This is a genomic window from Bordetella sp. 15P40C-2 (genome assembly GCF_009763235.1).
Taxonomy (GTDB): Bacteria; Pseudomonadota; Gammaproteobacteria; order Burkholderiales; family Burkholderiaceae_B; genus Bordetella_A.
This window is the reverse complement of sequence record NZ_WSJA01000042.1, coordinates 248,488-275,364: the sequence shown is the minus strand read 5'-3', so window position 1 is coordinate 275,364 and position 26,877 is coordinate 248,488. Positions and strand designations below refer to the sequence as shown.

At 53.0% G+C, this 26,877-nt stretch carries 20 protein-coding genes; 19 read left to right on the top strand and 1 reads right to left on the bottom strand.

Annotated elements, in window-relative coordinates:
* Positions 1-55: 55 nt before the first annotated feature.
* Entirely contained in the window at positions 56-1,069 is a 1,014-nt protein-coding gene (locus GOQ25_RS17405; protein WP_160351734.1) for a glycosyltransferase family 4 protein, read from the bottom strand.
* A gap of 242 nt (positions 1,070-1,311) precedes the next feature.
* Here GOQ25_RS17405 and rfbB point away from each other — a divergent pair, with 242 nt between their 5' ends.
* From rfbB to GOQ25_RS17310, 19 genes are all read left to right on the top strand, one after another.
* Positions 1,312-2,388, top strand: a complete 1,077-nt coding sequence (gene rfbB, locus GOQ25_RS17400; RefSeq protein ID WP_160351733.1) for a dTDP-glucose 4,6-dehydratase — start codon at positions 1,312-1,314, stop codon at positions 2,386-2,388.
* Between the two features lie 11 nt (positions 2,389-2,399).
* Positions 2,400-3,293: a dTDP-4-dehydrorhamnose reductase gene (gene rfbD / locus GOQ25_RS17395; RefSeq protein WP_370519980.1), complete on the top strand. Its 894-nt coding sequence runs from the start codon at positions 2,400-2,402 to the stop codon at positions 3,291-3,293.
* Positions 3,294-3,317: 24 nt separating this feature from the next.
* A complete protein-coding gene (gene rfbA, locus GOQ25_RS17390) occupies positions 3,318-4,196 on the top strand; it encodes a glucose-1-phosphate thymidylyltransferase RfbA (RefSeq protein WP_160351731.1) in 879 nt (292 codons plus the stop codon).
* A gap of 6 nt (positions 4,197-4,202) precedes the next feature.
* Entirely contained in the window at positions 4,203-4,754 is a 552-nt protein-coding gene (rfbC, locus tag GOQ25_RS17385) for a dTDP-4-dehydrorhamnose 3,5-epimerase (protein ID WP_160351730.1), read from the top strand.
* Between the two features lie 9 nt (positions 4,755-4,763).
* Positions 4,764-6,761: a capsular polysaccharide biosynthesis protein gene (locus tag GOQ25_RS17380; protein ID WP_160351729.1), complete on the top strand. Its 1,998-nt coding sequence runs from the start codon at positions 4,764-4,766 to the stop codon at positions 6,759-6,761.
* Between the two features lie 165 nt (positions 6,762-6,926).
* The gene (gene galU, locus GOQ25_RS17375) at positions 6,927-7,763 is read left to right on the top strand and encodes a UTP--glucose-1-phosphate uridylyltransferase GalU (protein ID WP_160351728.1); all 837 of its coding nucleotides are present in this window, start codon (positions 6,927-6,929) and stop codon (positions 7,761-7,763) included.
* 47 nt (positions 7,764-7,810) lie between these two features.
* Positions 7,811-8,725 carry a glycosyltransferase family 2 protein gene (locus GOQ25_RS17370; protein WP_160351727.1) on the top strand — a complete coding sequence of 305 codons (915 nt, stop codon included), beginning with the start codon at positions 7,811-7,813 and terminating at the stop codon, positions 8,723-8,725.
* A gap of 152 nt (positions 8,726-8,877) precedes the next feature.
* Positions 8,878-10,872: a glycosyltransferase gene (locus GOQ25_RS17365; RefSeq protein WP_370519978.1), complete on the top strand. Its 1,995-nt coding sequence runs from the start codon at positions 8,878-8,880 to the stop codon at positions 10,870-10,872.
* A gap of 117 nt (positions 10,873-10,989) precedes the next feature.
* Positions 10,990-11,787: an ABC transporter permease gene (locus GOQ25_RS17360; RefSeq protein WP_160351726.1), complete on the top strand. Its 798-nt coding sequence runs from the start codon at positions 10,990-10,992 to the stop codon at positions 11,785-11,787.
* 2 nt (positions 11,788-11,789) lie between these two features.
* A complete protein-coding gene (locus GOQ25_RS17355) occupies positions 11,790-12,446 on the top strand; it encodes an ABC transporter ATP-binding protein (RefSeq protein ID WP_160351725.1) in 657 nt (218 codons plus the stop codon).
* 17 nt (positions 12,447-12,463) lie between these two features.
* Complete coding sequence (locus tag GOQ25_RS17350; RefSeq protein ID WP_160351724.1) at positions 12,464-13,576, top strand: ABC transporter permease; 1,113 nt, start codon at positions 12,464-12,466, stop codon at positions 13,574-13,576.
* A gap of 37 nt (positions 13,577-13,613) precedes the next feature.
* A complete protein-coding gene (locus GOQ25_RS17345) occupies positions 13,614-14,678 on the top strand; it encodes a polysaccharide biosynthesis/export family protein (protein ID WP_160351723.1) in 1,065 nt (354 codons plus the stop codon).
* A 209-nt stretch (positions 14,679-14,887) separates the two neighbouring features.
* A complete protein-coding gene (locus GOQ25_RS17340; protein ID WP_160351722.1) occupies positions 14,888-16,054 on the top strand; it encodes a nucleotide sugar dehydrogenase in 1,167 nt (388 codons plus the stop codon).
* Positions 16,055-16,525: 471 nt separating this feature from the next.
* Positions 16,526-17,890 (top strand): FimV family protein, encoded by a 1,365-nt coding sequence (locus GOQ25_RS17335; protein WP_160351721.1) that lies wholly within the window; start codon positions 16,526-16,528, stop codon positions 17,888-17,890.
* Between the two features lie 11 nt (positions 17,891-17,901).
* Complete coding sequence (locus GOQ25_RS17330; protein ID WP_160351720.1) at positions 17,902-20,625, top strand: glycosyltransferase family A protein; 2,724 nt, start codon at positions 17,902-17,904, stop codon at positions 20,623-20,625.
* A 69-nt stretch (positions 20,626-20,694) separates the two neighbouring features.
* Positions 20,695-21,621 (top strand): ATP-grasp fold amidoligase family protein, encoded by a 927-nt coding sequence (locus GOQ25_RS17325; RefSeq protein WP_160351719.1) that lies wholly within the window; start codon positions 20,695-20,697, stop codon positions 21,619-21,621.
* An 81-nt stretch (positions 21,622-21,702) separates the two neighbouring features.
* Positions 21,703-24,621, top strand: a complete 2,919-nt coding sequence (locus GOQ25_RS17320) for a glycosyltransferase (RefSeq protein WP_160351718.1) — start codon at positions 21,703-21,705, stop codon at positions 24,619-24,621.
* A complete protein-coding gene (locus tag GOQ25_RS17315; RefSeq protein WP_160351717.1) occupies positions 24,609-25,766 on the top strand; it encodes an alginate lyase family protein in 1,158 nt (385 codons plus the stop codon). The genes GOQ25_RS17320 and GOQ25_RS17315 overlap by 13 nt, the downstream gene beginning before the upstream one ends.
* A 61-nt stretch (positions 25,767-25,827) precedes the next feature.
* On the top strand, positions 25,828-26,856 hold the full coding sequence (locus GOQ25_RS17310) for a hypothetical protein (protein WP_160351716.1): 1,029 nt from the start codon (positions 25,828-25,830) through the stop codon (positions 26,854-26,856).
* Positions 26,857-26,877: the final 21 nt, after the last annotated feature.

The window sequence follows — 26,877 nt, the reverse complement described above, 5'->3', positions numbered from 1 at the left end:
TCGACGCCATATTGAACGGTAGTAGGCGTAGCGCAACGCCTGACTGGAGAGAGCCTTAAGGCTGCAGGACCAGGCCGGCCTCGCGATGCCCAGACGCATCGAGCTCTGGCTGTGAAGTGGAATGCCGCTCAATCGCGCGCTGGCGAAGCGTGTTCAGACGCGCTGAGTCATCAATGAGCCCGATTATTTCTTCTACCCAAAGGTCGGGATCATTAGCTAGTAAAAGACCATCTTCTCGGTCTTCAATCGCCGTTGCGTAAGTGCTGGGGTCGGAATAGATCCCTACCGCGCCGCAGCGGGTAATATCGAAAATCTTGCTATGCGACCGCCCCATGTTGAACGGAGAGGGCAACAAAGGGGCCAGCCCAATATGAGCGTTTAGCGTTCTGCAATGGCTCACATAATTCTGCCAGGACAGCGGATGCAATACCCGCGTACGGGGCAAATTTCTAAACTGCTGATTGACGCCATGACTGCCGATCAACTCAAAGTGCGCTCTCGGCCTGGCGTTCAGCACCTCTCGCATTACCGGATACAACCAATCCATCTCGGCTTGATGCGTGGCTGAGCCGTGATAAAAGATTTGTACGGGTCCTTTGGGCGACTGGGGATGCCAAAGCTCTTGCGTTTCCGCGTCCTCGGGTAACGGCCTTGGCGCGATGACCTGCGCGGCTTGGTACGGATAACGCGCGCGTAGTTCCTCGGTTGAAAACCAATAAACAGAAGCCAGGGCCTGAATATCGGGAGCAAAGGCCGCGCAATATTTATTTAGCTTCTTGATATAGACGTTCGGTAGTCCTGCCCAGTGTTCAGGATGTAGCAAATCGTCATCCATGAAATACGCAACTTCGCTCAGCTGAGCGCGATGTTGGCGCAGCGCCTTGGCCCAGCGCGTATTCATATATCGAACAATAACTACCCCGGTTCCCGGAGCCAAATCCCCAAACTGTGGATGGTCGGTATCTAAATCCTTGTAAACCACAGGCAGGCCTGTGGACCGAAGGAACGGGCGTATGTAATAGTCAGTAGAAGGATTATCTTTTTGTTGCAGAACCAGCCACCGCTCCACCTCCCGCTCCGGCCTGTGAGGCAAAGCGCGTGAATACCGCATTCGCGAGAGGAGGCGGGATAACGGCGTTAACACTGGATACTGAGAAATATAGAATTTCCGGAGATCGCAATGTTACATTACTCTGCTGCTCGTTGATACTGAGTGTCTACGATCAGGCTTAACAAAAAATGTCCGCTGCGGCACACTATGCCGTTGGGATTGCGCACAAGATCTCAGTTGGAAGAGCAGAACGATTCGAAATGACGATATTGGTGACAGGTGGGGCCGGATTTATTGGTGGCAATTTCGTGCTGGATTGGTTGCGACAATCGGACGAGCCGGTCATCAACCTGGATAAGCTGACCTACGCAGGGAATCTCGAAACCTTGGACGCGCTGCAGGGCGACGCCAGGCATCGATTCGTACGTGGCGATATCGCCGATGGTGGCTGTATTCAGAGTCTGCTTACGGCGTATCGGCCGCGTGCCGTCATTAATTTCGCGGCGGAATCGCACGTTGACCGTTCGATTGACGGTCCGGCCCCATTTATCCAGACCAATATCCTCGGCGTGTTCTCCTTATTGGAGGCCGCGCGCGCTTATTACGACACCCTGAGCGGTGAAGAGAGGCAGCGATTCCGCGTCCTTCACGTTTCGACCGACGAGGTGTACGGGTCCCTGGCCCCGACCGATCACCCCTTTACTGAAGCGCATCCTTATCAGCCTAATAGTCCGTATTCGGCTTCCAAGGCGGCGTCCGACCATTTGGTAAGGGCATGGTGTCATACCTATGGATTGCCGGTATTAACCACTAATTGCTCGAACAATTACGGGCCCTATCAGTTCCCGGAAAAACTCATTCCGCTCATTATCCTGAATGCCCTGGCGGGCAAAGCCCTACCTGTTTATGGCGATGGGCAGCAGGTACGTGACTGGCTTTATGTCAAGGATCATTGCCAGGCGCTAGCGACCGTGTTGCGAGCAGGACGAGTAGGGGAGACGTACAACATTGGCGGTAATAGCGAGCGCGCCAACCTGGACGTAGTGCATACGATCTGTGCGCTGTTAGACGAAATGCGGCCACGTGCGGATGGTCAACCGTATGCGCAGCAAATCGCGCACGTTACGGATCGCCCTGGCCATGATCGGCGATATGCCATCGATGCCAGCAAAATTACCCGCGAGCTCGGCTGGAGCCCATCGGAGACGTTTGAATCAGGGTTACGCTCGACCGTCGCTTGGTACCTAGACCATTCGCAGTGGACCGAGAGGGTATTGAGCGGCGCCTATCGCGAGCTGGCTTCAGCCCAGACTGGTTCGCCGGAGCTGCGCGCGTGAAGATTCTACTGGTGGGCAAGAACGGCCAGGTCGGACAGGCCTTGCAACAAAGTCTCGCGGCGCTGGGTCATATCGTTGCGGTCGATCGGCAGCGATGCGACCTGGGTGATCCGCAGACCGTGTTGGCGACTCTGGATGCCGAGCAGCCGGACATTATCGTCAACGCCGCTGCCTATACCGACGTCGATCGCGCGGAAACCGAGCCGGAATTGGCGATGAAAATCAACGCGCATGGACCTCGGCTATTAGCCAAAGAGGCCGAGGCCAGCGGTGCGATGTTGATCCACTATTCGACCGACTATGTCTTCAAGGGCGATAAAGATGCGCCCTATGTGGAGACGGATAGCACTGCACCGCAATCCAGCTATGGTCGCAGCAAGCTCGCCGGCGAAGAGGCCGTTGCTCAAGAATCCTCCCGTTATCTTTTACTGCGGACGAGCTGGGTACACAGTGGGATTGGTAAAAATTTCGTCAAAACCATTTTGCGGCTGGCACAGAATCAGGCCGCTTTAAAGGTCGTCGCGGACCAGATCGGCGCGCCCACTAGCGCCGCCATGATTGCGCACGTCACCGCCGACTTGATTAGTTTTTGTCAGAAATATGCGATGGCCGGGCTGCTGCCGAATCAGAAGATTCCATACGGCTGTTATCATCTCACCGCTCTGGGTCAAACCAGTTGGCATGCGTACGCTTGTTTAATCTTGGACCTGGCTCGACAAGCCGGTATGGTGCTGAAAGCATCGCCGGAAACTGTAACGCCCATTCCTACCGCAGCGTATCCCTTACCGGCCGCAAGGCCTGCTAATTCGCGGTTAGATACTACTAAATTGCGCCATGCATTTGGAGTGTCGCTCGATCAATGGCAGGACGGTGTTCAGCAAACTATTGCGCAATTAGCGCGGTGATATGGCAAGCGAGAGTTCAACTGCATGAAGAGTCGCAAGGGCATCATTTTGGCAGGAGGTTCGGGTACGCGTCTGTATCCAGCGACCTTGGCTGTTTCAAAACAGCTGCTGCCCATCTATGACAAACCGATGATTTATTACCCGCTCAGCGTGCTCATGCTGGCGGGCATACGCGACATTCTGGTGATTGCCACGCCGCAAGATATGCCGCGATTCCAGCAGCTATTGCTCGATGGCAGCCAATGGGGCCTCAATCTGCAATACGCGATTCAACCCGAGCCGCAGGGGCTGGCACAGGCCTTGGTCATTGGCGAAGCCTTTTTGGACGGCGCGCCTTCGGCACTGGTGTTGGGCGACAACATTTTCTATGGTCATGACTTTTCCAGGTTGCTGCATAGCGTCTCGGCAAAGGAAACCGGCGCGACCATATTTGCCTATCACGTGCAGGATCCTCAGCGCTACGGGGTAGTCGAGTTCAACAAGCAGGGCAAGGCGCTGAGTCTTGAAGAAAAGCCGCTGCGTCCGCGATCCCACTATGCGGTCACCGGCTTGTATTTTTATGACGAGCAGGCGCCTGAAATCGCCGCCACGATCAAGCCATCAATACGTGGCGAGTATGAAATCACCGACCTGAATCTGGCGTATCTCAAGCAGGATTCGCTCGAAGTCGTCACGCTTGGCCGGGGTTATGCCTGGCTCGACACTGGCACGCATCAGTCCATGTTGGAGGCGAGCCAGTTCATTGCGACCATCGAGGCACGTCAAGGTTTGAAGGTCGCTTCGCCCGAGGAAATTGCCTATCGTCTCGGGTATATCGATGCGAATCAATTGTTGGCTTTGGCTGAACCGATGAAAAAAAACGGCTATGGTCAGTACCTCATGAATATTGTCACGGAACGCTGAAGTACGATGAACATCATTCGCACTGCGATTCCCGAGATATGTGTGCTAGAGCCGCGCGTGTTCGAAGACGCGCGCGGATACTTTTTCGAGAGCTTCAATCAGCGTCAATTCGAAGAGGCGACTGGCCACGCGGTCACATTCGTTCAGGACAATCAGTCGCGATCCGTTAAAGGCGTGATTCGCGGCTTGCATTACCAATTGGCTCCGCGCGCGCAGGGCAAGCTGGTGCGCGCGGTCTCGGGCGAGATATACGACGTCGCGGTCGACCTGCGACGTGGGTCCCCCACGTTAGGAAAGTGGATTGGCGTCGTGCTGTCAGCAGAGAATTGCCGGCAGTTGTGGATCCCGGCGGGTTTCGCGCATGGGTTTATCGCGCTTTCTGAGACTGCCGATGTGCTTTATAAAGCCACCGATTATTGGGATAAGGATCTCGAGCGCGCGATCCGATGGAATGACCCGCAATTAAAAATCGAATGGCCTTCTGGTTCGGATGTCATCCTGTCGGAAAAGGATCAGCAAGCGGAAACATTCGCCCAAGCGGATCTTTTTGATGATTGACGGGGCGTCATGAAACGGCCCCGCCTCATTCTGTGTACGGCGGGCGTGCGCAGACACAGCACGCTTGCCGCGCTGCTAGATGATTTCGAACTTGTATACCCGCCACCGAGGCGTCCCGAGGCAGATGATTGCGTACTTGCCTGGGGGCAGCGGCCCAGCGCGTTGAAGGCGCAACGCTATGCGCACCGTCATGGGCTGCAGGTGCGATACATCGAAGACGGTTTTCTGCGTTCAGTCGGGTTGGGGCCGGATGATCCGCCGCTTAGCATCGTCATGGACGACCAGGCGTTATACCTGGATGCTGGTCAAGCGACCCGACTAGAGGCCCTGGTCAAGCGTCAGCTTGATGCGAGCGAAGCGCGGCGGGCGATGGCCTTAGTCCATGCCTGGCGTGACGGCATGGTCTCGAAATATAACCACAGTCGCGATGATGCATGCCCAGGACTGGAGCCAGGATTTGTCCTTGTCGTGGATCAAACCTTCGGCGATGCCTCGGTTAGCGCCGGAGATGCCGCCCCGGAGGATTTCCTTCGTATGCTCGATGCGGCGCTTGACGAGCATCCGGCTCGAACCATAGTCGTCAAAGTTCATCCCGACGTGGTGGCCGGCCGCAAACGCGGGCATTTCAACCTCGACCAACTGCGGGCGGAGCCACGGGTCGTGCTGCTTGATCGGGACGTGCATCCGGCGAGTCTATTGGCCAAGGCGCATGCGGTGTACACCGTCACGTCCCAGCTGGGTTTCGAAGGGCTACTGTGGGGGAAACCCGTCCGGACATTTGGCATGCCGTTTTATGCAGGGTGGGGGCTGACATCAGATGCGAAGCCCGCGCCGGCCCGGCGGCAGACAGTCTCGCTGCCGCAGCTCGCGCATGCGGTTTTAATCGACTATTGCCGCTATGTGGATCCAGAGACTGGCCAGCGCTGTGATGCGGAGGTGGTGCTGGCGTGGCTAGCGTTGCAGCGGCGCATGCGGCAGCGTTTCCCTGAACAAATCACGGCCATTGGTTTTTCCGGCTGGAAGCATGGGTATGTGCGCGAGTTTTTTAATGGAAGTCGCGTCAAATTTTCCTGGTTTCCGCGCAGGGTGTTGCACCACGACGGACTAGCAACATGGGGATGTAAGCGAGATGCTGTCCTTTCTCAGCGCTCGCCGGCCAAGCGGGTTATCCGCGTGGAAGACGGCTTTCTTCGTTCGGTGGGCTTAGGTGCTGATTTAGTCAGGCCTGTCTCATGGGTGCAAGACGACGTAGGTATCTACTACGATGCCACTCGACCGTCGCGGTTAGAAAGGATCCTTGCTGAGACGGATTTTACGGACGAGCTACTTGCGCGTGCCCGGGCCCTGCGCGAAGCCATATGTGCAGCCGGTATTACTAAATACAATCTTTCGACTCAGCGCGATTGGACGCGGCCCTCCCAGACTGCACGCGTGTTATTAGTCATTGGTCAAGTCGAAACAGATGCATCGATTCGTTTCGGTGCTCATGGGGTCCGTCGCAATATAGATCTGTTGCGCAGCGTCCGGCAAAGTAATCCTGATGATTATTTACTATATAAACCCCACCCCGATGTATTGGCGGGGTTGCGAGAATCTGGCGAGGGTGAAAAAGAGGCGCTGCAATGGTGTGATGAAATTGTCGATAATGTTTCGATCGAGCGCCTGCTCTCGCGTGTAGATGAGGTGCATACGTTAACCTCGTTGTCGGGATTTGAAGCCATCCTGCGCGAGGTACCGGTTGTCACCTACGGGCAGCCTTTTTATGCTGGGTGGGGCTTGAGTATCGACCGCGGGCTAACTGATACTGTGCGTGCAAGGCGGCAGCGGAAGCTGTCCGTCGACCAACTCGTCGCCGGTGCGCTCATCTTTTATCCCACCTACGTGAGTCGAACCACCAGGCGGTTCACCACGCCGGAACGGGTTCTCGCTGAATTAGTTTCCTGGCGTGAACAGCCTAGTCGTATAGGCTGGCGGCACTATATAGCGAAAATTTTCCGGGAAAAATGATCAATCAGCGGGCAAAAATGCTTTAATTGAGCGTTTTGCAACGTGGAATTATTAGGTTACTAACCTGATACTCGGTTGCACCCGCTGCTGTGCGTCTAGGCACAATGGCCGCCTTGCTCCAATTTTGAAAGATTTTTCATTCTCGCGCTTTTTTTGTAGGACGCTATGAAACCGATCCGTAAAGCTGTATTTCCTGTCGCCGGGCTAGGCACGCGCTTCCTGCCTGCGACGAAGGCTATGCCGAAAGAAATGCTTCCCGTCGTCGACAAGCCTCTCATCCAATATGCTGCTGAAGAGGCAGTCGCAGCCGGCGTGACGGAACTGATTTTCGTAACTGGCCGTAATAAGCGGGCGATCGAAGATCATTTCGATTCCATGCCCGAGCTAGAGGCCGAGCTGGAGGCGAAGAACAAGGAAGAGCAGCTGCGCGCTATCCGTGGGATTCTTCCTTCGCACGTGAATTGCGTATATATTCGACAGCCCGCGCCGCTGGGCCTCGGCCATGCGGTGCTCTGCGCAGCGCCTGTCGTCGGCAATGAGCCGTTCGCCGTGTTGTTGGCCGATGACCTCATTGATGCCGACGTGCCGGTAACGCGGCAGCTGGTGCAGGTCGCGCATTCATGCGGAGGCAGCGTGCTGGGTATTCAAAACGTCGAGCGTCGCGAGACCAACAAATACGGCATCATTTCTGGAAATCAGATTAATGAGGAAACGTGGCGCCTGGACGCCATGGTAGAAAAGCCCGCGCCCGAGGAAGCGCCGTCCACGCAGGCCGTGGTGGGTCGCTACGTCCTTGAGCCGGAGATTTTCGAGTATCTGCGCCAGACCGGAAAGGGCGCGGGCGGCGAAATTCAGCTCACCGACGGTATCGCGGCCATGTTGCGCGATCGCCCGGTATTTGGATACCAGTATGCTGGCACCCGCTACGATTGTGGCAATAAACAGGGCTTCTTCTCCGCTACTCTGGCGCTGGGTCAGAAATATCACGGCTTCAGTATCTGACCGCAGTTTGCTCTAACACCCATAACAACCATTTTGATCATCATCCTATGAAGTTTGCAGTGGGTGCGATTTTCAAGAACGAAGACGCATATGTATTGGAATGGTTGGCGTTCCACAAGGTTGTGGGGTTCAGTCGGTTTTTGATCGCCGATAATGGCAGCACTGATTTGACCCGACAGATACTGTCTACCCTGGAAAAGCACGAACCGATCACGGTCGTCGATTATCCGGATGAGCCGGACGTGCGCCCGCAGCTTGGGGCGTACAACCTGCTGACCAAAATGTGTCCGTCGGACGTGGACGCGATTGCGTTTATTGACGCCGACGAGTTCATCGCGCCTATGGGGGGTGCCTCATCGGTTGTGCCAAAACTGACAGAGCTGTTTTCCGACGCTGACGTGGGTGGTCTGGCGCTGAATTGGGCGTGCTTTGGATCCGCGGGGCATCGATTCTGGGAAGACGGCTTGGTCATCGAGCGCTTTCTCAAGCGTTCTTTGAATAAGTTTTCCGTAAATCAGCATTACAAGGCAATCGTCCGGCCGGAACATGTTGACCACTGGACGACGCCCCACCATGCGACATTAAAGCGCGGGCGCTACATCAACGCATTAGGGCAGGAGCTGGATTTTCGCGAGGGCCGTAAAGATAGTTTGAGCAAAACGGTGGTTTGGGACCACCTGCGTGTCAATCATTACGTCGTGAAATCATTCGAAGAGTTTGTACTGCGCAAAAGCCCGAAAGGCAGTGCTTCAAAGGCCGGCCGGGTCAAGCATAAGAAATATTTCGAACTGCACGATAAAAATAATGAAGTTTGCGATGCAATGTTGGCTCTGGTCCCCGCCGTCAAAGCGGAGATTGCCCGGCTCGAAGCGCTCATTGCGCCTATCGTGGACTCAGGTGACTCTGAACCGACCTGGAGACAATGGTTGCATAACCTCAAGTCAGGCTTGAAAAGAGGTTAATTCGGGGCGACATGTTTTTACAGACCAAGGTTTTCATACCACATCCCGAATCTAACTGGTCGGCGCCTGCTAATTCAGACAGCGGATCCGCTGCCGCTGGGAGGTACCTGGTACAAGGGCTGGCCACCGGGCACGACCGCGCCTACGGGGCCGTGCTGTCATTTAAGCTGCACGGTGGGCGGGTTGTCGACCTGGATATCCTTATACCCCGTAGCGGCCGTATCTTAGAGATCGTTTCCGTGCCGGACGGCATTGAGGCTGTAAAGCTTCAAGGTCCTTCCGATAAGGAGCAGGTGTTGGATCTGTCGATAGAACTTCGACGGCTGACCTGGATTGAATATCGCCTGCGCCAGTTACGGCGCGCGGTGCCGGTCTTTTTCCGCCAGCCCGTCGAACGACGTCTTCGTGCTGGCTTTCGGGTGCGTACGCTGATTACTGATCTTGATTACGCCTACGGAGTGGCTTGCCGCTTTCGCGCCAACGCCTACATGCGTAGCTACGCGGACTGGTACGCGGAGTTTTACCGCATCGCACCCGAAGACCGCCAGGCAATGCGCAGGCGGTTGGCCAAGTGGTCTAGCCCCCCCCGATTCCAAATCATATTGTTGACAAGGGAAGGGCGGGAGCACGGATCGGAGCTCTACAACGCCGGTTTGGATAGGCAAATTTATCCGCATTTCACTGCGGAAGTCTGGCGTGAAAACGGATGGTTGCCCAGGTTGGTGTCCGCTTCCCGCTCGGCGGATGCCATTGAGTCCGACTCATCCGGGCCTTCCGGGGAGCAGTGGCTGATTATCTTAAGGGAAGGCAATCGCCTTGCCGAAGCCGCCCTGTATTGGCTCGCCCATGTCATTGACCGAAACCAGAGGGTCAACGTCGTATACGCGGATCATGACGTGATTGGCGTCGATGGTCGACTGTGCGATCCGGTGTTCAAACCGGACTGGTCGCCCGAGCTCTTACTGGGAACCAATTATATGGGCGATGCTTTTGCATGCCGCTTGCGCGACGTGGCAGGATTCTGGGATAGCATTCGAGCGCAGCGCTACAGCGTGAACGGAATACTTCATAGTCTCCTATTAGCCCTGGCGGCCGAGGGTAAGGAACCCTTGCATGTACCGGCGCCGCTATGGCACATCCGTCACGACAACTGCTTGGCGGACCCTACCGACGGAGAAGAAACCCGCGAGATAGTGCAAACCCATCTGGCAGCCCAAGGGGTGGCCGCGAACGTGGCGGCAATGGGGCAGTATCGTTGTCGTGTTAGCTATGCCCTGCCGGATGCACGGCCGCTGGTGAGTATCATCATTCCTACCCGAGATGGCTTGCAGCATCTCCAACGCTGCATTGAAAGCTTGGTTACGCTGACATCGTACGAGCGATATGAAATTATCGTCGTGGACAATCAGTCTGTCGATCCGAATACGTTGAGCTACTTGGGGGAAATCGCCCGCTCACCAAATGTGCGCCTACTGCCGTTTGATGAGCCGTTTAATTACTCCAAGATCAATAACTATGCTGTGGCCCAGGCTAACGGGGAACTGATCTGCTTGCTGAACAATGATACGGAAGTCATTACGCCAGATTGGCTCGGTGAGATGGTGAGCCGCCTATTGCAAGAAGGTGTAGGAGCGGTTGGCGCCAAGCTGTTGTACGGGAATGGAACGGTCCAACACGGCGGAGACACGGTAGGGCCGGGTGGTTGTGCCAATCATCTGCATTCTGGAATTGGTCGTGATGATCCCGGCTACTGTGGTCGTGCATTAGTCGCCCAAGACCTGTCAGCGGTGACAGCAGCCTGTTTGCTTACCAAGAAATCCGTGTATCAAGCTTTGGGCGGCCTTAATGAGGTCCAACTGACCGTTGCGTTTAATGACGTGGATTATTGTCTCCGAGTGCGTGACGCAGGTTACCGAGTCGTGTGGACGCCTCATGCGCTGCTTTATCATCATGAGTCGGTTACTCGGGGGAAGGATACCAATCCTGAACAAATTGCTCGCGCGCGCGCGGAGGTTGAGTACATGCGTACGCGTTGGGCGCACTTAATGCATCATGATCCTTTTTACAATCCCAATCTGAACTACCAGCATCCGGATTTCGGTTTGAGTGGTATGCCTAATGTTCGATTTCCTTGGAGTGTGGTATGAACGCTTCCTCGGTAGTGGTTCTGTCAAGGTCCAACTTTTTGGAACAATCGGTCAGGGAAGAATTAATTGATCATCGGTATACTGCAACGCAGCACTATTTAGTCGAATCGCTTCCTAATGAAACGCCGCAGTCCTCTTGAAATTACCCGTGCCGTCGTATTCGCGTTGTTGCTGCGCGAGATGCGGGCGCGTTTCGGCCAGCGGCGAATGGGTGCTTTCTGGATGCTCGCCGAACCGGTAATTCAGCTCATAGTGATGACCGTGCTGATTGGAATCATACGTGGTCGGAGCGATATTCAGGCAATTCCCTTTCCCGTGTTTCTACTCTCGGGTATAGCACCATTTGTGATGTTTCGTGGGGTGGCCACGCTGATAATGGAGGGGCTTGCGGCCAATCGGGGCCTATTTGCCTATAAACAGGTCACACCCATGGATACGTTCGTCGCACGGACGATTCTGCAGTGTAGTCTCTCGTGTATTTCATACCTGATAGTGGCACTTGCGTTCGCGTGGTATGGGTACGACATGACGATCGCGCACCCCTTGGAGTGGTTGGCTCTACTCGCTGTGGGAGTCGGTTTGTCATTTGGCCTGGGAATGGTTTTGGCTGTCGTCATTGATTTGCTTCCAGAGTTGCGGACGTTTGTGCGGTTCGCATTCCTGGTACTTTACTTTTCTTCTGGCGCAGTGTTTCCGGTTTCTCGTTTCCCAAGTTATGTGCTGCCGTACGTGCAGTGGAATCCTTTCTTGCATTTAATTGAGCTTATTCGCGAGGCCGCATTTCCTTTTTACCGGGTGCTCGACGTTACATCTTTGGCTTACGTCCTCGCCTCTACAGCCATTCTACTGTGTACTGGTTTAGGACTCTTTAAGGTCAGGAAGAATCGGATGTTGGCAATCAAAGGAATCGTGTAAGGATGTTTACGCTCGAAAACGTCACGAAATCCTATTTGACCGCGAGCGGCCGAAAGTACATATTTCGTAATCTTTCCTTCTCATTTCCCGCCGATAAGAACATAGCGCTAATTGGTAAAAACGGTGCTGGTAAGTCGACGCTGATGCGGCTACTTTCCGGCGTCGACACGCCAGATTCGGGTGTGATTCGCACGGATAAAAGTATTTCCTGGCCGGTTGGTCAGGCAGGAGGATTTCAGGGCAGCATGAGCGCCCGCGACAACGTGAAGTTTGTGTGCCGGGTGTATGGGTTCGTCGGCGAGGAAATGCGCGCGAAGGTAAAGTACGTGCAGGAATTCGCCGATATAGGTGACTGGTTTGATGAGCCTATCCGAACCTACTCCTCAGGGATGAAGTCTCGGATCGCATTCGGCCTCAGTATGGCGTTCGATTTCGATTATTACTTAATCGACGAGGTCATGGCGGCAGGCGACAACACTTTCCGCCAAAAATGCGAGGAAGTTTTCGCCCAGAAGCTTGTAAAATCGAAGATTTTCCTCACCACGCATAATATGCGGGAGGTCGAGAGACTCTGCGACCTGGTGATTCTGGTTGATAAAGGCCAGCTTATCGTCTACGACGATGTGCAGCAAGGTATCGAAGCGTATCGAAAAAAATAAGGCATGGAAAAGCGATAATGAATAAAAGCTCTAAACGGCGGAATAGGCGATTGCAGCTCTGGATCATAGGGATCCCGATGCTGCTTGCGGCCATTTACTATGCAGTACTGGCCGTTGATCGCTATGCCAGCATCGCCCAAGTGGTGGTGGTGGACTCCGCTGGAGCGGCGGCCATGGCTCAGCAAAATGCCGGCGCCGCTATTCTTGCAACGTCGACACGTCAGATCTCCAAGGCGGAAACCATCTTCCTTTACGAGTACCTGACCTCCCCCGACATGCTTCAGCAGTTGGAGAAACGGCTACAGTGGCACGAGCATTTCGCAGACCAATTGACGGATCCGTTTTACTGGCTCAGTAAAACCGTTTCCAGGGAAGATCTGTTGAAGTTCTACGAGCGGGTTGTGACGGTCCATATTGATGAGATGACGGGCCTGATTTCGATCGAAGTCGAGGGCTTGACCCCGGAGTTCGCTCATAAGACCTTAAGTGTCATCCTGGACGAGAGCCAGAAATACATCAACGACGTTTCTCGTCAGATTGCGCGCAACCAAGTGCTGTTTGCAGAGGAGGAGCTTGCGAAAGCCCATGCGGACTACGAGCGCAAGCGAGAAGAGCTCGTCGAATTTCAAAGCAAGAACAGTCTGTTGGATGCGGAAGCCTCGGCCAAGTCACAGGCAGGCATCATCGCTGGGCTGGAAGCGACGATCGCCACAGAGAAAGCAACGCTGAAGAGCTTACAAGCGACGCTCAATGCAGACTCGCCCCAGGTTCGGCAGCAGAAGAACCGACTTTCGGCATTGGAGCGGCAACTGAACGCTGAAAAGGCGAATCTGGTTTCGTCGTCGCAGGGGGGCCACCTGAACGTCGTTGCCGCCGCCTACCGCAAGTTAAGCGTCGACGCGGAGATTGCTGAGCAGGCGTATCGCCTAAGTGTCTCGGCATTGCAGAACGCCAAGATCGAAGCGAATAAGAACGTGCACAGCCTTGTAACCGTGGTCCAGCCAAATCTACCCGAGGACCCGACCTATCCACACAAGCTATACAACTTAATTACGTTGTTCGTAGCTCTGCTTCTAATCTATGGAATTGTCCGCTTCGTAATTGCGAGCATTGAGGATCATCGTGACTAGCACAGCGTTTCCCCTGCGTAGTTCCTCCCGGCTGTTTATGTCGCTGGGTTTAGTGGTGCTGCTCTCTGGTTGTGCGGGGGGAATCCTCTCTGGCACCGGCCCGCGCATTGGCGCGATTGTAGAAGCGCCCGAAAAACGCACGATCCCCTATGAATTAGTGGATCTGGCTCCCACGAATATCGCTTCTTATGCTCGGCTGCGCGATGAGACTGTCGCGACGACGGTCTCCTCACCCAAAAGCTTTGAGGTGCGGTTAATCCCAGGCGACGTTTTGCAAGTAATGATCGCTGATATTGGCGCCGAAAGTGCGGTATTCGCGCCATTAGCTGCGGGGGGCACGAAGTTCGAGGCACGTGTGGATTCCGCTGGGAAGATCTCGTTACCCTATGCTGGCCGATTTTCCGTCGCGGGCAAGACACTGGTTGGGGTAGAGGAGGAGATTCGCCGTCGACTCAAGGGTGTGGCATCCGACCCGCAGGTTATGGTCAATCTGCTCGGGGATGTCTCAGGATCGGTGCTGGTGGCGGGTGCGGTGAAGCAACCTGGCCGCTTTTCTGCGCTGCAGGGGCCGTTAACCCTTCTGGATGCGATAAATCTGGCCGGTGGCCCGTTATTGGAGCCGCATTTAGTGTCCGTGACGGTGCGGAATGGCAAAGAGGCGCATGTTTATTCCTATCAGAGCTTGTTAAACGGTCTCAATCGACCTATTTCACCGCGTTCCGAAATAGTCGTGTCACGCGCGAAGAAACGCTTTGTTGCCATGGGGGCCGTGAAAGCGCCGGGGCTGCACGATCTGCCTTCAGATCAGCCGAGTCTATTGGAAGTACTCGGCCAGGCAGGATGGCTCGATGACGCGTCGGCTGATCCACAAGGAGTTTTTGTGTTTCGCCTGGAGCGTAAAGCCGGCGAGGCCGAACCAGTCCCAGAGGTTTTTCGGCTGAATATGCGTGATCCCGCCGCCATATTCTTGGCGAAGGACTTTCTCGTAAAGGCTGAAGATGCCGTATACGTAACCAACGCTGCTGTCCACGAATGGCAGAAGATCATTACGCCGATAGTTCAGGCGATGGCTTTTGGTAGGACTCTTCAGTCGGGGTTCTGACGACTAAGTGAGCACCCGATGGCTGTGACCTAAGTGGCCTCAAACAGTTAGTGAGGCACGAAGTACGGTGTGCCGCGTCGGTCCGCCGAGGCAAGCCAGCGCACATGGTGTATGTTGCTATTGATTCAGCCATTTTTTTTTCCGTTTGAAAGTGGCGGGCTTGGCTCGTTTTAATTATTAATCTTCCGATAACGCATTGAGGATATGCAATGAAAATCGCCATCGCAGGCACCGGATATGTCGGCCTTTCTAATGCAATATTGCTTGCGCAGCACAATGAAGTGATTGCACTAGACATCGATGAGCACAAAGTTGGTTTACTGACTAGAAAGATTTCTCCTATTGCAGATGCGGATATCGAACACTATCTGGCGAATGTGCCCCTAAATTTTAAGGCAACGTTAGACAAGAAAGAGGCGTACGGGAACGCTGATTACGTCGTTATAGCGACGCCAACAGACTACGATCCTGATTCGAATTACTTCAAAACCTCTTCGATTGAGTCGGTAGTGCGAGATGTGGTGGGGATTAATCCAAAAGCTGTAATGGTGATTAAATCGACCGTTCCGGTGGGCTATACAGCGCGCCTGCGGGAAGAGTTTCCGGGTGCGCATATTATATTTTCTCCCGAGTTCTTGCGAGAAGGAAAAGCCCTCCACGATAATCTGCATCCCGCGCGAATTATAATTGGCGATAGATCTTCGCACGCAGAGGGTTTCGCAGCTTTATTATTGCAAGCAGCGGTGAAAAAAGATGTTCCAGTGCTTTACACAGGTTCCACCGAAGCAGAAGCAATCAAACTGTTTGCGAACACGTATCTCGCAATGCGCGTCTCATTTTTTAATGAGTTAGACACATACGCAGCAATCCATGGACTTAATACGGCTCAAATTATCGACGGAGTTTGTCTGGATCCCCGTGTTGGTCCCGGGTACAACAACCCATCGTTCGGCTATGGTGGTTATTGCCTACCTAAGGATACTAAGCAGTTGCTGGCCAACTATAAGGTGGTTCCGCAAAACCTAATACAGGCCATTGTTGCTTCAAATACTACGCGAAAGGACTTCATCGCCGAGGATATTATTCGTCGCAACCCTCGCATTGTAGGTATTCATCGCCTCATTATGAAGAGCGGCTCTGATAATTTCCGCTCTTCGAGCATTCAAGGTGTGATGAAACGCCTGAAGGCCAAGGGGATCGAAGTAGTGATATATGAGCCGACGTTCACGGATTCCGAGTTTTTCCACTCTCAGGTCATACGTGACTTAAATCATTTTAAAGAGGTCTCCGACGTGATTCTGACAAATCGGATGAGCGAATCTCTCGCGGACGTTGTTGAGAAGGTGTATACACGTGACATCTTTGGTACAGATTGATGACTTAAACTGGCGCACTCCATGCGAGGTTTGCAGAAATTAGCTGCGACAAGTGGGGCACACTCGCTATGGCGTGTCGCAAGCACATTGCATACTGAGAGTTTCATCAGTCTCAACCAATATCTAGAAATGCAGGGTCATACCAACATGAAAGTCGGGGCAAGAAACAAGAAGCGTCCACATAGACCGTTGAGAGTGGAGGCATCATACGGCGAGCGCAATTGCTCGGCGACCGTACTGAGCGAAGGGGTTATGCCTGCCTGCGCTACGGATAGTGAGGTCCTTGCACCGCGACAGTCCGTATGCTCCAGTGATCTGCTGTGGACGTGGCTACGCACTTTCATGCTTTCACTAGACCAGTCAAAGCGCGCTTCGATACCGGAATACGAGAGGGTCCCATCGGCGGTCCAGTGGTTAATATGTCTACTGAGGCCGACCTGGATTTGGGATATTGGCGTTCATGACGATGAAATGTACTTCGCTTTGTGTAAAGCGATTGAAAGAGCGGGTTTGTCGGCGAATGTTCGGGGTATTCTGATAGATGAATGGGACGAAGGGCGGCAGAGTAGCTTCGAGTCTGGTAACTCGGAATTTAGCTTCTCTGAGTTGGCCACAGTTGATACGGCTGCCACGTATCTTGCCGCCGAGTTTGAGCTGGATATGGTGCATGTTCACGCTCAAGCGCTGGGCATGGATAAAACTCGAGAACAGGTGCTCACGTGTATAAGGCATCTTTCCGAGAAATCCTTGCTTCTTTTTTCCGGTGTTCCCGGAAAAATCAATTCGGGACCGGCTCAAGCCTTTTTACGCGAATTAAAAAATCGTTATCAGTATCTATCCTTCCCAGGACCGGGCGGTTTCACGATTTTTCTGACGGGCATTCCATCATCACCGGAGCTTGAGTTTCTTTACAGTGCTGCGGCTGAGCCGGCCAACGCAACTTTGCTACGCTTAATCTTTGAAAATTTGGAGGCGCAGAATAACCGTTTGACGAAGACAGTCCATGATGGGGATGATTTGAGAGCGGGCAAGACGGCAATTAAGTTGCGTTTAGAAGAGACTGATCGGCTTCGGAGCGAGATGGTGTCGTTGAGCCGTCAGCATATGGATTTGATGGCCAAGTATGAGGCGTTGATCTCGACAAATGCGAACAGCTTGCCGCACACGCGCGGGCTGGGCAAAAATGTTGCCGAAGGTAGGCCTTTAGCAAGCGCACCGCTGGAAGCGGCCGATTCCAGAAAGCTGGCGGGTGAGTCGGAGGATGCCTTAGCTCAGATAAAGGAGTTGCAGACACTTTTGGCTGCGAGCCAACGTCGGGAGCGGAAGCTGGTAGAAGATGTCGCTGCGCTGAGCAAGATGATCCTTACTGCTCATGTGACAGCAAGTGCTCCAGAGGGCGAATCTACGGCGAAGTCCGAGTGCGCCGCCCCAGCTAAAAAGGCGGAAGATGTACCGGCGGGAAATAACGGTCCTGTTCCCCCGGTGACCGTTCTTTCTAAACCTATCTGGTCGGCTCTGTTTTGGCGCAGAAAATCTAAGGGCCTAGCTCATGCTGACAGGCGGCTTATAGAAATTATCGAGGCCTCAGGTTTGTTCGATGCGCAATGGTATCTAGCTACTTATCCTGAAGTTACAGCCTCAAAAATGTCTCCCATTGAACACTATCTTAAACTGGGCGCGGCGCAAGGATACAACCCGGGGCCTCGCTTTGACGCAGCGTACTACCTAAATAAATATAGCGATGTAGCAAAAGCAAATATGAATCCCTTGATTCACTACATTAAGCATGGGCGCTTCGAAGGGCGTAAGCCTTCTGCGAACGGCGAAGTTATTTAATGAGGTTAAGTATGCTGAGTGATGTTGGTAGCGTTGTAAGACTGTTGGCACAGTCAGAGTTGTTTGACCGTAATTGGTATTTGGCCCAGTATCCTGATGTCGCATTGCTCGACATTGACGCCGTGGAACATTTCGTAAAATTAGGTTGGCGGCTCGGCCGTGACCCTAGTCCGAATTTTTCTACGGAGAAATATTTGGAGCGACATCCGGAATTGCGCGAATCTGCGATTAATCCGTTGGCTCACTATCTGGCTAATAAGTCCATCAGGACGGACTCCGAAGTCGATGGTAATAAAACGCTTCCCTCTGAAGCGGGTAAGCCACAGATCAGACGACTGGTTCCATCTGAGACATCCAAGCCACGAAAGAAGTCGGCGGCCGGTATTAAGTGGTCCGAGCAACAAACAGCCGACGCGAAGCTGAGTCGAATTGACGAGCTGTTTCGATTCCGACGATTTGCAGATATTTTTTATGTGGAGGAGGCGCTTCGCAGATCGAAGACGATTGAAGATAAGGTCATTCTTAGCTATCTTCGTTGTCGCCTCAACTCCAGTTTTCGGATTTTTGGCCGCGTTATACGCGCAGGCGAATATTTGTCGCGCTCCAAAAAGGCTGCAGCCATTCTTGGCGAGGCGCGTTGCCTAAATGTGTCGGTCTTATTTGCGAAAGCCCTAACTCGTTTAGGTTCGACTGATGCAGCATTGAGGGAGTTGGAACGTTGGGAATCGTCCTCTCCCCTAGCCATCACATTGGCAAAAATTGATATTCAGTTGAAGGCTTATCCGCAGGCTGCTCTGGAATCGCTGGCAGGCCTTGCTGATCGTGACGAAGTCCCGTTCTCCTACAAGATCCTCTACGCGGAACTTTTGTTAAGCCGCGACCAAGTAAAGTCGGCGATTGCATTTTTGAATAAATTAAATCCCGACAGCCCGGAAAAAGACGTAGAACGGTCTGTTGCGTTAATAAACGCTTACATCTCTGATAGGCAATCGGCAGCGGCCAATCAAACTGTCTGCAACTTGTATAGAAGCATGGAATTGCCGGTGCCAGAAGTTGGGTCTGGGCAGATCTTTTCTATCGCAAATATCAAAAACACAGTGGTTCCGACATTAGGCTCGGAACATCCGGAAATCACTGTGTTGATGACGACATACAATTCGGCAGCTGTCGTTGAACACTCAATCAACTCGGTGCTGGCCCAGACGTTCGACGAATTTGAATTAATAATTGTAGACGACTGCAGCTCGGATGGTACGCGCGAAATTCTACGACGCTATGCTTCTCTTGACGGAAGGATTAAACTCATATTTAACGATTCGAATATGGGTACCTACGCGTCTAAAAATAAAGGTGTCATGATCGCACGTGGCGCTTTCGTTACATGTCATGACTCGGATGATTGGATGCATCCCATGCGGTTGCAGCTGCATTTTGAGCTAATGCAAAAACGTCCAGAAATAGTCGCATCGCGCTCGAAATGGCTTAGGATTTCGGAAAGTGGCACATTTTCGCTCACCAGATGGCAGCGAGAGTATATGCACTTTAATCCTGCTTCGCCCTTTATTCGAAGGGAGGTATTCCAGGAAATAGGTCTCTTTGATGAGGTGCGCGCGGGAGCTGATTCGGAATTCTGGGCTCGGCTTACTGCGGAGTATGGACGGAAGAAACTCGCCGGCATCAGTAAGGCATTGACGCTCGGTCTGCACCATGCCAGTTCTTTGACCACTTCAGGCGCCACTGGCGTGAACGAGGAAGTGTACTCCCCAGTGCGGGAAACCTATGCTGAGCAGTGGCTTGCCTGGCACCGCCGTGCGCTTAGCCGCGGACGTCTATGTCTTCCACTGCAGGTGGCCGACAGAGCGTTCCCTGTTCCAGATGAACTTCGCGTACCGTTGGTCGAAGACCGATACAAGTGTGAGATTGTTCCAGTCCGCCTCGAGTCTGCCACCACGAAGAGCACACCGAATGTCGTGTTCGGGATATCGCTGGCTTCCGCCGTAGTGGGGAACTGGGAGCATACCTGTTACATGCTCGAGCGAACGCTGAATTCGCTGTTACGTCAGACCGACGGGCGCTTTGTCGTATTAGTATGTGGTCATGAAAGGCCGGATTTGGATGCATTTAGCGATCCTCGGGTACAGTTTATTGAGTCAGACGCAAAGCCGCCTAAAGACAAGGCGGGATACCGAAAGGACAAAATGTATAAACGGCTGCTGCTTGCGAACCATCTGCGTAAACTCGGTGGCGGTTACTTTATGCCACTTGACGCGGATGATTTGGTGCATTGCCGGTTAGTCGAACACATTCTGGCCGACGATAACCGCCGGGGTTATTCCATTCGCAAGGGCTATGCCCTTGACTGGAATAATAGAGTCCTTGGATCCGTTCCTGGAGTGTGGGACGCATCGTTTGACCAAGTTTGCGGCAGTAGTGGCATCTTTTATTTTTCTCCCAGCGAACTCCCTCACCTCGAAAAAGGCAAGAAGGAGTCGATTCTGGACGTTTTTGCACAGCACGGATATTGGCGTGTAACGTCGCAAGAGTTGGGGCGTCCGTTAGCCGACGTTCCGTTCGATGCGGCGATTTATGTCCTTAATCATTCACAGAATATCTCGTTTAGTTTGCAGCGTGGTGATATCCGTCAGAAGAATATTTTAGAGTCGGTGGCACGCCATAGCGTTCCTGACGGGGAATCCGTGCTCAAGGATTTCCTTGATGCCGAATTCAGATTTTGACGTGGCGCGATGTAGTCAGCGCAGGCCTATAAAGTGACCCTTAGGTCGACGTGTCTTAGAAGGATTTATATGCACAGTGTGCCGTTGTTTGACCATATCATGGTTCCGGAGCAAGTCCGAAGGTGGGGAAAGGGCTTGATACCGGAACAAGTGCGGAAAGTAATAGGGCAGCTTGATAAAAAACCAGTTGGTCGTGCGCTGGCAGAGAGCTTTGGCTTGAAGGTCCCACGTCTTTACCAGATGAACATCGGGCTATTTGATGCATTAGCATTGGCTAATTCGCACACGGATACGGAATTTGTTGTCAAACCAGTCCACGGTAAAAATAGCTGGTGCGTCCTTTTGCTGCGGCGGACGGACCACGGGGTTTTTTTTGACGTCATGGCGCAACGCGAGCGGTCAATTGAAGAGTTATGCACCGAGACCTATAAAAGCTACGTAAAAAGGCGTATTGGGGTGGCATCCAATACAGTCAATTTGTGGATGGTAGAACAGCTTCTTATTCCATCGCCCGAATCCTTCGTGCCTATCGACGACTTCAAGTTTTACGCTTTTTACGGCGAAGTCGCGCTTATCTTGCATAAACGGAATTTCTTCGTCGACGGGAAATGGAGCAGTCTATATCGTTGGTATGACTCGTCATGGAATCCTATCGGAACGGGCAAGTATGATGATAAGTTAGGGCTGGAGATGAGGCCACCAGCGAATAGTGACTCCCTAATGCAGGCTGCAGTCTCGACTTCCCTCAAATTGCTTGCCCCATTTTCACGAATCGATTTATATCTTTCCTGTGGCGCTGTGTATTTTGGTGAATTTACCATGCTGCCGGGCAATCCACGTGGATTTGATGATGAAACGAACTCCCGGTTGGGCCTGTGTTGGACATCTGCGGAAGATCGCCTTATTCAAGACGTGAAGGGCGGCGCGATTCCAGTCGAGTTGTATGAATGCTATGAAAAAGGTCTGGTCGACGGTTGGCGCAATTTACGGGTCTAGCGCGGGAAGGTTTACACCTGTTAAACATCATCGAGTAGGTGAGGATGATGTGCTGCTTAGTTTAATGTGCACCCCCAGATTATGACCTACCGTGTCGGCGACCTATATCTGGATTCGCTTCGCCAGTTCTTTGATGCAGATTGGTATTTGCATCAGTATCCCGATGTCTCGGCTGCACGAATTGAACCGTGGAAACACTTCTCGTCTTTTGGACGCCGAGAGGGGCGGCTGCCGTGTGACCTATCCGCCCGGCGTTATGAGATAAAGGCTCTAGCAGAAGGTTCAGGATCAATTGCGTCCTATTACCTGTTCGAAATTGCGATGGGAGGTGTGGCGGGTCCCGCGCGAACATTAGAGATTGCTTATGCAAATTGGGCCTTAGCAAAACTTCGGGTGGAAGAGGGGTGCTGGAGCGACGCGAAGTTCCATTTGAACCTCGCGAGTCGTTGTCCCGCGTTGGTTCAGCTAATTTCCCCAATTGACTTCGGGCTGATCCGTTTTACTCAAATCTTCTACCAGCACGGCCGCGATGCTGGGTTAGCCTTTGTCGAACAGCTGCCGGCGCCTTTGGGCGAGGACGCCAATTTCATGCTTGCGCGCGCAATGTGCGGAGAGACGTTGCGACGGCTAAATGAGATGTACGTGCGGTTCGGACTCTTGTCTCTAGAATGCCCAAGCGCGAATGGGTTGACGTATTTAGACGACTTGCGTTTTTGTAGGAGACGTATTGCAGAAGGGCGCCAACGTCGCCATGTAAGTCCCGTACTTAACCGATTTAAAATATCCGTAATTGTGCCTGCGTTTAATGCCCAAGATACGCTGGACCTAGCTGTGCAATCAGTTCTAAATCAGACTTGGGAGAATATTGAAGTTTTGATCGTCGACGATGCCTCGACGGATCGGACGGCGCAAATCGTTGCGGCTTTTCAGCAGAGAGATAGTAGAGTACGTCTGATCTCACACGACCGGACCGGCGGGGCGTATGTCGCGCGGAACAGTGCGCTAGCAGTTGCGGATGGCGACTTTATCACCGTACATGACGCCGACGATTGGTCTCATCCTGAGAAATTGGAGCGTCAAGTCTCGGCGATACTCGCTCATTCCAATTGCATGGCGAGCCTGAGTTTTTGGGTCCGGTGCACACCCGAACTGGAATTTCGCCGATGGAACATGACTGGCGGGTGGATCTACCCGAATACCTCGTCGCTGATGTTCAGGCGGGAGGTGTTTAATCGGCTTGGGTACTGGGACCGAGTTTCGGTCAACGCGGATTCCGAGTATCTTTTGCGGCTTAAATCTGCGTTCGGTGCCGGCGCCTGCATCGATGTACTTCCCAATGTGCCGCTTTCGTTTGGTCGCATCCTTCCTAACTCACTCACGAATGCTACGTCTACTCATCTCCGTACGCAAATAGCAGGTGTTCGAAAGGAGTATCAGGCCGCAGCTGGCGCGTGGCACAAAAGTGCTGTCGATTTTTTTATTCCCCGCCATCCGAGTTCCCGTGCCTTTCCTGCTCCCCCATCTATTCTCCGTGTCGCGCCGGTGACTTCTTTGGAAGTCGCCGAAGACAAAGACCTGCTCGGTCAAAGCGGTTTATTTGATCCTGAGTGGTATGTGCGTCGTTATCCCGACGTGAAAGGATTTTCTGGTGAGCTGATAGACCATTACCTGCGCCATGGTGCTAGCGAGGGTCGGGACCCAGGCCCTAATTTCTCTACAAGCGGATATAGATTCCAATACATGGAGGCGAGTACGCATAATGAGGTACCGGCGATTCATTACCTCCGTGCCTGGCCAGTTAGTGCCCGCGAGCCCTTTACGTGCCTTGATGGCAACTTAAGTGAACTTAAGGCCGACGCGCCCACATTTGTGATGGTAGGCCATTCCTGCGAGGAAAGAGTTTTCGGAGCGGAGCGCAGTTTCGCTGATACGCTAAGCATATTGAGCGAGCTTGGTCCCCGATTGGTCGTCATCTTGCCGTCAGCCAATAACGCTAGTTATGTTAGGAGCCTGTTGCCTTACTGTCACAAACTATACATAACACCATATGGGTGGTGGCGGGCTAGCAGCGCGCCAGATCGGTCCGTTATAGATAATTTTTCGAAGATTTTTAGGCTAGAGAATCCTCGTGCCGTTTACGTCAACACGGTTGTGCTCGGTGAGCCATCATTGGCCGCACGTTCCCTAGGCGTTGGGGTCATCACGCACGCGCGCGAGATGCCGCGCGGAGATCCTGATTTATGCCAGTGTCTAGACGAAAGTGCGGAAGATATTCGTACACGGGTCATTGAAACGAGCGACAGAGTGATTGTCCCTTCGAATTTCCTTGGCCATTATTACGCCGAAGGACATAGGGCTGCCGTCGTCATCCCCAACTTCGTAGATGTGACCGCCTTTTCGAAAATCTCTGTAAACAGGCGGGTCCCGGATCCTATAAGAATTGGTCTAGTGTGTAGTAACTCGCCAAAGAAAGGGGTCGAAGATTTTGTTACCGTTGCACGTGGGCTAGAGGCTAGGCAATCGAACGCAGTGTGTGTCATATTCGGCATGGACGCCTCAGAGGCAGCAGGTTTTGGAAAACTACCAAGGAATTTGCGGTTCTTTGGCTACGTTGCTAGCCCTACCCAGGCGATGGAAAGCATGGACCTTCTCCTCTGCTTGCCAAAATTCGATGAGCCGTTTGGGCGAGTCGCTATCGAGGGTATGGCCGCAAGGTTACCAGTCGTAGCTTACGCGCGCGGTGCATTGGGCGAAATTGTCGTTGATGGTGAAACGGGTTTTCTAGTGGAGCCCGATGACATGGAGTCACTGATGGACTACGTATGTCGCCTTGTTGAAGACGGTTGCCTTAGAGATGCCATGGGCACGGCGGCATATGTACGGGTTTGTGCACTCTTCGACAAGCGACGGGCTCTGAAGCTGTGGGGTCATGAATTGCAATCTTGGGTTTCGTTGACTGGCGGGCAACATCTTCGGTCGGAGGCGACATGGAAAGCGTAGTTGGTACGCGATTCGAGGGGCAATCAGGTGGGGCAATTGAGCTGCGCGTTACTACTTGGGCGATCGTGTGGACGCGTGCTTGCGCCATGTTTGCGCTGACTTGGATTGTTTGTGTTTTGCCCATTACGGCGCACTCCGAGGGTCTTGTGAGCAACTGGGACCGGGTTCCAGTAAAGTTGAACAGATCCGATCTTAGTTGTCCCACTGCGCCTACCCTCTCCCCGGACCTAAAAGCAAAAGGCTACTATGTGGATTCAGCTTTCTCAGTTGCTGATCCAGTTCGGCAAGAAGAGTATAAAGAAGCTACCGACAGCTACCGCAGCGCGGGCACGAAGGTTATGAAGCTAGCCGATTTATACCGAAACACCGGTGATGTAGGTGCCGCAGTATGCGCACGCAATTGGCTGAATCGATTTTCGCTCGATCGTGCGCTACTCGGAAAGATGGATGGCTCACAAGCACATTTTTATCGCGCGTGGATGCTCAGTGCTTTTTCGATCTCGTGGCTTAAGGTCAGAGACGCACGAATACCGATAGACCCGAACATGCAACAAGATATTTTGGGGTGGATTGATAAACTCGCACAGTTGACTATCCAATTTCAAGATCGCCGGTACAGCGGAAAAAAAGCGCCCAATAACCTGCATTACTGGGCCGGGCTTGGTGTCATGTCGGCAGGCATAGCATTAGACAATAGAAAATACTATGATTGGGGTCGAAAGGCGTTTACAAGCGGCGCGAATAGCGTGACCGATAAAGGATTCCTTCCGGCTGAACTCGCTAGAGGTAAACGCGCGTTAGGCTACCATATCTATGCTAGCGACCCGTTAGTGACAATGGCCGAACTCGCCGCAGCTAACGGCGACGATTTGTATAACGCTAATAACGGCGCCGTGAGACGACTTGTCGAGAATGTCGCTCGATGCATTTCAGATCCAGCCCTCATGACGAGCGAAACAGGCGTGAAGCAAGCCGGATTGGGACGGCGAGTCCATTTAGGTTGGGCCGTCCCGTATACCGTGCGATTCGGTAGCCCGGATCTAGACCGTCTATTAGACAAATATCCACTCCGCGCCCGCTTGGCGAGAGGAGGAGAAGCCCCTCCGGCCGTCTGCATAGAAAGTATCGCTGAATGTAAGCCGTAAAACGGCGATCATCGCGGCATTGTGGGTTGGACCTGTTCTGATCCGCACAAATGTTGCAGGAATGACGCCTAATATCGATTCCGGCTTATCGCAGCGCTATGATCGCCCGCGAGCGTTGTGCCGGCCATTTTTTTGCTTGATCAACCTTTGCACCCGCGCATACCGTCGCGGCGCCTTTCTTATTATTAGCTCTATATTAGCATTTATGCACATCAAACCACCCACTTCTGCACCTACAAAGGTAGGGGCATCGGCACTTCAGGATCTACCAAAGTTTATCGTCTCGCTGGAAGAGTTCCCAACGAGCCCAAGCCTAGGCCTTTATTCGTTCGTCGAACATAGCTTGTCATTTGATTTTATATATAGACCTGGGCAGGGGGACCGGCTTTTTGTTCTGTTTAGTGGTCACGCAAACCGCGAACGGTTAACACCGCCCATTTTTCAACGTTGGTCTTGGGCTCCTAATTTTCCTGGGCATTGTTTGTACATAGCAGATCCGATGCTTCAATACCATGACGACATGGGACTGGCGTGGTATTTCGGGTCCGAGTCAGTGGATATAACGCCAACGATTACCAAAATAGTGCGGACTGTTAGTAACGGTATAGGTCTGTCGGAGCGGGATATAATTTTTTATGGTTCGTCGGGCGGTGGATTTGCGGCGTTGAAGCAATGCCCTCGTATGCCACAAGCCACTTATGTCGTGATCAATCCGCAGACTGATATTACTAAGTATAAAAGTGGCCACGTCGAAACGTTTTTAAGAAATTGTCTAGGCGGACGCGGAAGAGACCAAGCCAGTGCGGAGTTTGGTGAGCGGTTGAGTGTCTTTCATGATGCCAAGTCGTTGACGGAAGCCAATATCGTCTACGCCCAGAACACTGGGGATCGGCATCATTTACGTTCCCATCTGCAGCCGTTGGCTGAGAAACTGGGCTTTCCTGCTGATAGCAGTGGTGTGCACGGAAAATTTGAGGTACTGCTGTTTGAATCAGAAGGAGGTCATCGTCGCGGCGAGCCGCTTGAGTTAGTGCCGACATTGTTGGGAAAGGCCGTACAAAAATCTAAGGACGTAGGTACCGCCATTTAAACTAGGCAACTGCGCGCCCGG